Annotated in this window: 6 protein-coding genes; 1 reads left to right on the forward strand and 5 read right to left on the reverse strand. The window is 65.5% G+C overall.

Translation table 11 applies throughout. The features are described 5' to 3' along the window. Positions 1–90: 90 nt before the first annotated feature. Genes N5D48_RS01535 through N5D48_RS01550 form a run of 4 tightly spaced genes read right to left on the reverse strand, consistent with a single transcriptional unit; the run spans position 91 to position 5976 of the window. Positions 91–3108 carry a sarcosine oxidase subunit alpha gene (locus N5D48_RS01535; protein ID WP_279880353.1) on the reverse strand — a complete coding sequence of 1006 codons (3018 nt, stop codon included), beginning with the start codon at positions 3106–3108 and terminating at the stop codon, positions 91–93. Next, the gene (locus N5D48_RS01540) at positions 3105–3440 is read right to left on the reverse strand and encodes a sarcosine oxidase subunit delta (protein WP_028688435.1); all 336 of its coding nucleotides are present in this window, start codon (positions 3438–3440) and stop codon (positions 3105–3107) included. The genes N5D48_RS01535 and N5D48_RS01540 overlap by 4 nt, the downstream gene beginning before the upstream one ends. A gap of 16 nt (positions 3441–3456) precedes the next feature. Beyond that, the gene (locus tag N5D48_RS01545; RefSeq protein ID WP_011536148.1) at positions 3457–4707 is read right to left on the reverse strand and encodes a sarcosine oxidase subunit beta family protein; all 1251 of its coding nucleotides are present in this window, start codon (positions 4705–4707) and stop codon (positions 3457–3459) included. A gap of 15 nt (positions 4708–4722) precedes the next feature. Continuing rightward, the gene (locus N5D48_RS01550; RefSeq protein WP_054892148.1) at positions 4723–5976 is read right to left on the reverse strand and encodes a serine hydroxymethyltransferase; all 1254 of its coding nucleotides are present in this window, start codon (positions 5974–5976) and stop codon (positions 4723–4725) included. A gap of 331 nt (positions 5977–6307) precedes the next feature. Between N5D48_RS01550 and N5D48_RS01555 the strand changes: the two genes are divergently transcribed. Then, positions 6308–7348: a low specificity L-threonine aldolase gene (locus N5D48_RS01555; protein WP_279880356.1), complete on the forward strand. Its 1041-nt coding sequence runs from the start codon at positions 6308–6310 to the stop codon at positions 7346–7348. An 87-nt stretch (positions 7349–7435) separates the two neighbouring features. Here the strand turns inward: N5D48_RS01555 and N5D48_RS01560 are convergent, their stop codons facing one another. Further along, on the reverse strand, positions 7436–9373 hold the full coding sequence (locus N5D48_RS01560) for a methyl-accepting chemotaxis protein (protein WP_279880358.1): 1938 nt from the start codon (positions 9371–9373) through the stop codon (positions 7436–7438). Positions 9374–9416: the final 43 nt, after the last annotated feature.

The following is a 9416-nucleotide window of genomic DNA, read 5'->3' on the forward strand; positions in this document are numbered from 1 at the left end:
GGGAGCGGGCTTGCCCCGCGATAGCGGCATCAAGGCCACCATCGCATCGCGGGGCCAGCCCGCTCCCACAAAGATCGCGTCTTCCTGAAATCAAACGTTCTGCCGCTCGCCCTTCGGATCGAAGAACACCGAAGACACGATCTCGGCCTCGATCACGCTGCCGTCGGCCTGCGGCGAATACACCCGCTCGCCCATGCGCTTGAGGCCACCCTTGACCACGCCCATGGCGAACGAATAGCCCAGGGAGTTGGCCGCGTAGCTGGAGGTGACGTGACCGACCATGTCCATCGGGATCGGCTGCTTGGGATCGAACACCAGCTGGGCGCCCTCGGGCAGCCACACGTTCGGGTCCACAGGCTTGAGGCCCACCAGTTGCTTGCGGTTCTCGCGCACGGTGTCCTCGCGGTTCATGCCACGCAGGCCAATCCACGAGAATGGCTTGTTGCGACCCACGCACCAGCTCATGTTGAGGTCGTCCGGGGTCATCGAGCCGTCGGTGTCCTGGCCGACGATGATGAAGCCCTTCTCGGCGCGCAGCACGTGCATGGTCTCGGTGCCATACGGGGTCAGGTTGTATTTCTTGCCCGCCTCGACGATCTGCTCCAGCACACCCATGGCGTAGTTGGCCTGCACGTTGATCTCGTACGACAGCTCGCCGGTGAACGAGATGCGGAACACCCGCGCCGGCACGCCGCCGACCAGGCCTTCCTTCCAGCTCATGAACGGGAAGCCTTCCTTGTCCAGGTCGATGTCGCTGACGTCGGCCAGCAGCTTGCGGCTGTTGGGGCCGGACAGGGTCATGGTCGCCCAGTGGTCGGTGACCGAGGTGAAGTACACCTTCATCTCCGGCCATTCGGTCTGGTGGTACAGCTCCAGCCATTGCAGCACGCGGGCGGCGCCGCCGGTGGTGGTGGTCATGATGAAGTGGTTGTCGCCGACGCAGGCGGTGACGCCGTCGTCGAAGACCATGCCGTCTTCCTTGCACATCAACCCGTAGCGGGCCTTGCCCACGTCGAGCTTGGTCCAGGCGTTGGTGTAGATGCGGTTGAGGAACTCGCGGGCGTCCGGGCCCTGGATGTCGATCTTGCCCAGGGTCGAGGCGTCCAGCAGGCCGACGCTGTCACGCACGGCCTTGCATTCGCGGGCCACGGCGGCATGGATGTCTTCGCCGGGCTTGGGGAAGTACCACGGGCGCTTCCACTGGCCAACGTCCTCGAACTCGGCGCCGTTCTTGAGGTGCCAGGCATGCAGGGCGGTGAAGCGCACCGGCTCGAACAGGTGGCCGCAGTGCCGGCCCGCCACCGCGCCGAAGGTCACCGGCGTGTAGTTGGGGCGGAACATGGTGGTGCCCATTTCCGGAATGCCGATCCCGAGCGAACGGGCGGCGATGGCCAGGCCGTTGATGTTGCCCAGCTTGCCCTGGTCGGTGCCGAAGCCCAGCGCGGTATAGCGCTTGACGTGCTCGACCGACTCGAAGCCCTCGCGGGTGGCCAGTTCGATGGCAGCCGCAGTGACGTCGTTCTGCTGGTCGACGAACTGCTTGGGCGCACGGGCGGTGCCCTTGTCGTGCGGCACCTGGAACAGCGCCACGGTGGCCTCTTCCTTGCGCGCCAGGGTCTTCGGCAGGGTGCCGACGCTGGCCTTGAAGCCGGCCTCGGTGGCCGCGCGCACACCGCCTTCGAAGCCATCGGCGATCACATCGCCCAGGGCGTAGACGCCGTTCACGCCACCGACACAGACACGTTTCTGTGGTGCATCGCCCGGCACGAAGCCGAGGATGTCTTCACGCCATACCGGGCGACCGCCCAGGTGCGAGGCCAAATGAACCACCGGGCTGTAGCCACCGGAAGTCGCGATCAGGTCGCACTCGAGGGTTTCGCCAGGGCTGGTGACCTTGTGCGCCTGCACATCGATGGCGGCCACGCGGGCGCCGGTGACGTGCTTGCTGCCCTTGGCCTCGATCACCGCGCTGGAGGTGAGAATACGGATGCCTTTTGCGCGGGCCTCTTCGACCAGCGAACCACGCGGATTGTGGCGGGCGTCGGCGATGGCGACCACCTGCAAACCGGCATCGTGCCAGTCCAGCGCGGCACGGTAGGCGTGGTCGTTGTTGGTCGACAGCACCAGCTTGCGGCCCGGGGCCACGCCATAGCGGCGCACGTAGGTCGATACGGCGCCAGCCAGCATGTTGCCCGGCAGGTCGTTGTTGCCGTACACCAGAGGACGCTCATGGGCGCCGGCAGCCAGCACCACACGGTTGGCACGGACGCGATGCACACGCTGGCGCACCTGGCCAATCGGCGCACGGTCGCCTAGGTGGTCGGTGAGACGCTCATGGATGGTGAGGAAGTTATGGTCGTGGTAGCCGTTGACCGTGCTGCGTGGCAGCAGAGTGACCTCCGGCAGGCTTTCCAGCTCGGCCACCGCAGCGCTGACCCATTCGGCGGCCGGTTTGCCGTCGAGGGTCTCGCGGGTGTCCAGCAGGCTGCCGCCGAACTCCTCCTGCTCGTCGGCGAGGATCACCCGGGCACCGCTGCGGGCGGCGGCCAACGCGGCAGCCAGGCCAGCAGGGCCGGCGCCGACGATCAGCACGTCGCAGTGCTGGTTCATGTAGTCGTAGCTGTCCGGATCGTTCTGCAGCGGCGCACGGCCGAGGCCCGCCGCCTTGCGGATGTACTTCTCGTAGGTCATCCAGAACGACTTGGGATACATGAAGGTCTTGTAGTAGAACCCGGGCGGCATCATGTTGCCGCCGACCTTGCCGATGATGCCCATCATGTCGTTGTTGACGTTCGGCCAGCCGTTGGTGCTGTTGGCCACCAGGCCTGCATACAGGGCCTGCTGGGTGGCGCGCACGTTGGGAATCTGGGTGGCTTCGCTGGAGCCGATCTGCAGGATGGCATTCGGCTCTTCGGTGCCGGCGGCGATGATCCCGCGCGGACGCGAGTACTTGAAGCTGCGCCCGACGATGTCGACGCCGTTGGCCAGCAGCGCGGCGGCCAGGGTGTCGCCGGCATAGCCCTGGTAGGTCTTGCCGTTGAAGCTGAAGTTCAGCACCTTGCTGCGGTCGATACGGCCGCCGCTGGCGAGGCGATAGGTCTGGCTCATACTTTTTCCCCTTGGCCCTTGGCGGTCGCTGGCGCGGTGCTCTGTTTCGAGGCGGCGGTGACCTGCGGCTTCTCGCCGATCTTGTAGGTTTCCAGGATCTCGTAGGTCACGGTGTCGCGGGTGACGTTGAAGTACTGGCGGCAACCGGCGACGTGATCCCACAGCTCGTGGTGGATGCCGCGCGGGTTGTCGCGGAAGAACATGTAGGTGCCCCACTCCTCGTCCGAGCAGGCATTCGGGTCCAGCGGGCGGGCGATGTGCGCCTGGCCCGATGCGTGGAACTCTTCCTCGGAGCGCAGCTCGCCGCAGTGGGGACAGAAGATTTGCAACATGACGGTTGTCTCCGGGTCAGTGGGCGACGGCAGCGGCGCCGTGTTCGTCGATCAGCGCACCGTTGTAGAAACGGTCGATGGAGAAAGGCGCGGCCAATGGGTGCATCTCGCCCTTGGCCAGGCTCGCGGCGAACACGTTGCCCGAGCCGGGAGTGGCCTTGAAGCCGCCAGTGCCCCAGCCGCAATTGAAGAACATGTTCTTCACCGGGGTCTTGGAGATGATCGGGCAGGCGTCGGGGGTGGTGTCGACGATGCCGCCCCACTGGCGGTTCATGCGCACGCGGGAGAGGATCGGGAACATCTCGACGATCGCCTGCAGGGTGTGCTCGATGATCGGGTAGGAGCCGCGCTGGCCGTAGCCGACCCAGCCGTCGATACCGGCGCCGATCACCAGGTCGCCCTTGTCGGACTGGCTGATGTAGCCGTGCACGGCGTTGGACATGATCACGCTGTCGATGATCGGCTTGATCGGTTCCGATACCAGCGCCTGCAGCGGGTGCGACTCCAGCGGCAGGCGGAAACCGGCCAGCTTGGCCATGTGCCCGGAGTTGCCGGCGGTGACCACGCCGACGCGCTTGGCGCCGATGAAGCCCTTGTTGGTCTCGACACCGATCACGGCGCCGTTCTCTTTACGAAAGCCAATCACCTCGGTCTGCTGGATCAGGTCCACGCCCAGGGCGTCGGCGGCACGGGCGAAGCCCCAGGCCACGGCGTCGTGACGGGCCACGCCGCCACGCCGCTGCACGGTGGCGCCGAGGATCGGGTAGCGGGTGTTCTTCGAGCAGTCCAGGTACGGGATCTCGGCCGCGACCTGCTCGGTGCGGATCAGCTCGCCATCGACGCCGTTGAGGCGGTTGGCGTTGACCCGGCGCTCGGAGTCGCGAATGTCCTGCAGGGTGTGGCACAGGTTGTAGACGCCGCGCTGGGAGAACATCACGTTGTAGTTGATGTCCTGGGACAGCCCTTCCCAAAGTTTCATGGCGTGCTCGTACAGGTGCGCCGACTCGTCCCACAGGTAGTTGGAGCGCACAATGGTGGTGTTGCGGGCGGTGTTGCCGCCGCCCAGGTAGCCCTTTTCGACCACCGCCACATTGGTGATGCCATGTTCCTTGGCCAAGTAGTAGGCCGTGGCCAGGCCATGCCCGCCACCGCCGACGATGACCACGTCGTAGACCTTCTTAGGGGTCGGCGTGCGCCACATGCGCTGCCAGTTCTCGTGGTGGCTGAGGGAGTGCTTGAAGAGGCCGAAGCCCGAATAACGTTGCATGGTGTTCTGCTCCACTCAGCGGTAGACCGGGAAGTCGGCGCACAGCGCGGCGACGTTCTTGGCCACATCGGCCTCGACATCGGCGTCGCCCAGGTTGTCCAGCACATCGCAGATCCAGCCGGCCAGCGCCACGCACTGGGCGACCTTGAAGCCACGGGTGGTGACGGCCGGGGTGCCGATGCGCAGGCCGGAGGTGACGAACGGCGACTGCGGGTCGTTGGGCACGGCGTTCTTGTTGACGGTGATATGGGCACGGCCAAGGGCGGCGTCGGCGTCCTTGCCGGTCAGGCCCTGGCGAATCAGGCTGACCAGGAACAGGTGGTTGTCGGTGCCGCCGGAGACCACGTCGTAGCCACGTTCGATGAACACCTGGGCCATGGCCTGGGCGTTTTCGATGACTTGTTTCTGGTAGCTCTTGAACTCAGGCTCCAGTGCTTCCTTGAAGCACACCGCCTTGGCGGCGATCACGTGCATCAGCGGGCCGCCCTGGGCGCCGGGGAACACGGCGGCGTTGAGCTTCTTCTCGATCTCTTCGTTGCTCTTGGCCAGGATCAGGCCACCACGCGGGCCGCGCAGGGTCTTGTGGGTCGTGGTGGTGACCACGTCGGCGAAGGGGATCGGGTTCGGGTACAGGCCGGCGGCGACCAGGCCAGCGACGTGGGCCATGTCGACGAACAGCAGCGCGCCGACCTTGTCGGCGATCTGACGGAAACGTGGGAAATCGAGGGTCTTCGAGTAGGCCGAGAAACCGGCGACGATCATCTTCGGCTTGTGCTCGACAGCCAGACGCTCGACTTCGTCGTAGTCGATCAGGCCGGTATTGGTGTCGATCCCGTATTGAACGGCGTTGTACAGCTTACCCGAGGACGACACCTTGGCGCCGTGGGTCAGGTGGCCGCCGTGGGCCAGGCTCATGCCCAGGATGGTATCGCCGGCCTGCAGCAGGGCGAGGTAGACGGCGCTGTTGGCCGAAGAGCCGGAGTGCGGCTGAACGTTGGCGTAGTCGGCGCCGAACAGTTGCTTGGCGCGCTCGATGGCCAGGGCTTCGACCTTGTCCACATGCTCGCAGCCACCGTAGTAGCGCTTGCCTGGGTAGCCCTCGGCGTACTTGTTGGTCAGGCCGCTGCCCTGGGCCTGCATCACGCGCTTGCTGGTGTAGTTCTCCGAGGCGATCAGCTCGATGTGATCTTCCTGGCGCTGTTCCTCGGCATTCATCGCCGCCAGCAGTGCGTCGTCATAACCCTGGATCTGGTCTTGCTTGCTGAACATCGTGTATCTCCCGGCAGCGATCGTTTCTTGTCTGGTGAGGGTTTTCCCACCCTTTGCGGCGATGGTATGACCGGGCACGGCGGTACAGATGCCTGCGCGCGCCTTGCAATGGCGCGTTTACGACATTGGCTGAAAGCGCCATGCTGGGGCCTTGTGGGAGCGGGCTTGCCCCGCGATGACGGTGGTGCGGGTAAAACCATTGGCAGGGCTGGCGCAATCGCGGGGCAAGCCCGCTCCCACAAGGCTGCATCCGGTTCAAACAGCCTGTATAGGCAACCGCCAAATCGATGGTTTACAGTGCGATCCTGCGTCGTACAAAAGGACAGGCGTCATGACCGACAACAATCAACAATTCGCCAGCGACAACTATTCCGGCATCTGCCCCGAAGCCTGGGCCGCCATGGAAAAGGCCAACCACGGCCACGACCGCGCCTATGGCGACGACCAGTGGACCGAACGCGCCTCGGAATACTTCCGCAAGCTGTTCGAGACCGACTGCGAGGTGTTCTTCGCCTTCAACGGCACCGCCGCCAACTCCCTGGCCCTGGCCTCGCTGTGCCAGAGCTACCACAGCGTGATCTGCTCCGAGACCGCCCACGTCGAGACCGACGAATGCGGCGCGCCGGAGTTCTTCTCCAACGGCTCCAAGCTGCTGACCGCCGCCAGCGTCAACGGCAAGCTGACGCCCCAGTCGATTCGCGAAGTGGCCCTCAAGCGCCAGGACATCCACTACCCCAAGCCGCGCGTGGTGACCATCACCCAGGCCACCGAAGTGGGCACGGTGTACCGCCCCGACGAGCTCAAGGCGATCAGCGCCACCTGCAAGGAACTGGGCCTGAACCTGCACATGGATGGCGCGCGCTTCAGCAATGCCTGCGCCTTCCTCGGCTGCTCGCCGGCCGAGCTGACCTGGAAGGCCGGCGTCGACGTGCTGTGCTTCGGCGGCACCAAGAACGGCATGGCGGTGGGCGAGGCGATCCTGTTCTTCAACCGCGACCTGGCCGAGGACTTCGACTACCGCTGCAAGCAGGCCGGGCAGCTGGCGTCGAAGATGCGCTTCCTGTCCGCGCCGTGGGTCGGGCTGCTGGAGGACGGCGCCTGGTTGCGCCATGGCCAGCATGCCAACCACTGCGCACAGCTCTTGGCATCACTGGTGAGTGACTTGCCGGGCGTGGAACTGATGTTCCCGGTGGAGGCCAACGGGGTGTTCCTGCAGATGCCGGAGCATGCGCTGGAGGCGCTGCGCAACAAGGGCTGGCGTTTCTACACCTTCATTGGCAGCGGTGGCGCACGGTTCATGTGCTCGTGGGATACCGAGGAAACACGCGTGCGTCAGCTGGCGGCGGATATCCGCGCCATCTTCGGCGCCTGACCGATCGCATTCGCGGGTAAACCCGCTCCCACAAGGGCAGTGAACAACCTGTGGGAGCGGGTTTACCCGCGAAGAATCCAGCACCGATTAAAGCCTGAACCCGCCCATCTGCCGCGCCAGGTCATCGGCCAATCCACGCAGCGCCTGGCACTCCTCGCGACACCCCTGCACTTCGCTGGCCGTCTGCCGCGCCAGGTCGGAAATCCCCTGCACCGTGCGGTTGATCTCCTCGGTCACCGCCGACTGCTCCTCGGTCGCCGTGGCCACCTGCTCGTTCATCCCGCTGATGCGCTCGACCTGATCGGTGATCGCCCCCAGCGAGGCCCCGGTGCGCTGGCTCGATTCGACTCCGTTGCCGGTCGCCTGCTGACCCGCCTGCATCGACGCCACCGCCGTGCCCGCGCCGTGCTTGAGACGCTGGATCATCTGCTGCACTTCATCGGTGGACACCTGGGTCCGCCGCGCCAGGGTCCGCACTTCGTCGGCCACCACGGCGAAGCCCCGGCCCATCTCTCCAGCCCGCGCCGCCTCGATGGCGGCGTTGAGCGCCAGCAGGTTGGTCTGCTCGGAAATACTGCGGATCACCGCCAGCACTTCGTCGATCGAGGCGACTTCGTCCGCCAGTCGCGTCACCGCCTCGGCAGCCCGGCCGATCTCCCCGGACATGCCTTCGATGTTGTGGATGGAACGGCGTACCACCTCCCGCGCCTGCAACGCCTCGTCGCGCGCCGACTGCGAGGCGTGGGCGGCGGAGCCAGCGTTCTGGGCGATGTCCTGCACGGTCAGGCCCATCTCATGCACGGCGGTGGCGACCATCTCGGTCATTTCCTGCTGGCGGCCCGAGCGTTCGGCGGTGTTGTCCACTACCTGGGTCACCTGCTCTACCGAAAAATGCAGGCGTTCGGTGGTGCGCAGCACTTCACCGATCAGGCCACGCTGGCTGTCGAGGAAGCGGTTGAAGCCCCGGGCTAGGTCGCCCAGTTCGTCCTGACGCGAATCATCCAGGCGATGGCTGAGGTCACCCGCGCCACCGCCGATCTGCACCAGTGCCGCGGTGACTTGGCGAATCGGTCGCACCAAGCCACGGGCCAGCAGCACCACCAGCAACAACGACAGCAGTGCCACGCCACCGCCGATCAGGCAGGTCTGCCAGATGGCCTGACGCGCCTGGGCGTAGATCTCGGCCTCCGGCACTTCGGCCACCAGGGTCCAGTTCAGGTCTCGCAGGGGCAGGCCCAGAGCCAGGTAGTCCTCGCCATCACGCTGGAAACGGCTGCTACGCAGACCTTCGCCACCAACCAGCACCGCCTTGGCCGCCTCGGCGTCCAACTGCTCGGCAAGTTGGCGCTTGCCACTGTACTGCTGGTCGGGATGGACCTGGATCAGGCCGTCATTGCGCACCAGGAACACTTTGCCGTGCTCGCCGAAGCTGAAGTCGTGGATCAGCTTCGACAGTTCGGTCATGCGCAGGCCCATGCCGGCCACGCCGACCAGCTGGCCGTCCTTCTCGACCCGATAGTCGATGAACAGCGCCAACTCACCGGTCGAGCCGTCGATATCGATGTTGATGAAGCGCTCGGCGCCACTGTCGATGTAGCCGTAGAACCATGAGTCCTTGGGATTGGCGCGGCTGAGGGTGCGGTCCAGCCCCTTCTCGTTGTAGTAGTGGCCGCTGACGGTCGAGGCGAACAGGGTGGTGAAGGCATGGTTGCGCTGCTTGGCCGCGTCCAGGTACTCGATGAAACGCGGCAGCTCGGCCGGGGCTTCACCAGCGGCCAACCAGTCACGCAGGAGGGTGTTGCCGGCGATATCAGCCGCCGCCACCAGCGGCTGGCCGAGCATGCGCTCGATATCGTTGCGCATTGCCTCGACGCTGGCCGGCAGCGCGGTATCCACCAGGTAGCGTTCGGTGAGGCGGTTGAGCGCCATCGTGTAGATCGCCACCACCACCAGAATGCTCGCCAGCAGGGCGGCGCCCATGCTTGCGATCAGTTGCCACTGGATGCTCCGCCGCCAGATGCGCATGTTCCACCCCCCGATCATTATTGTTTTTCGGGAAGTGTATACA

The sequence above is a fragment of the Pseudomonas sp. GD03858 genome, from assembly GCF_029840925.1.
Lineage (GTDB): Bacteria > Pseudomonadota > Gammaproteobacteria > Pseudomonadales > Pseudomonadaceae > Aquipseudomonas.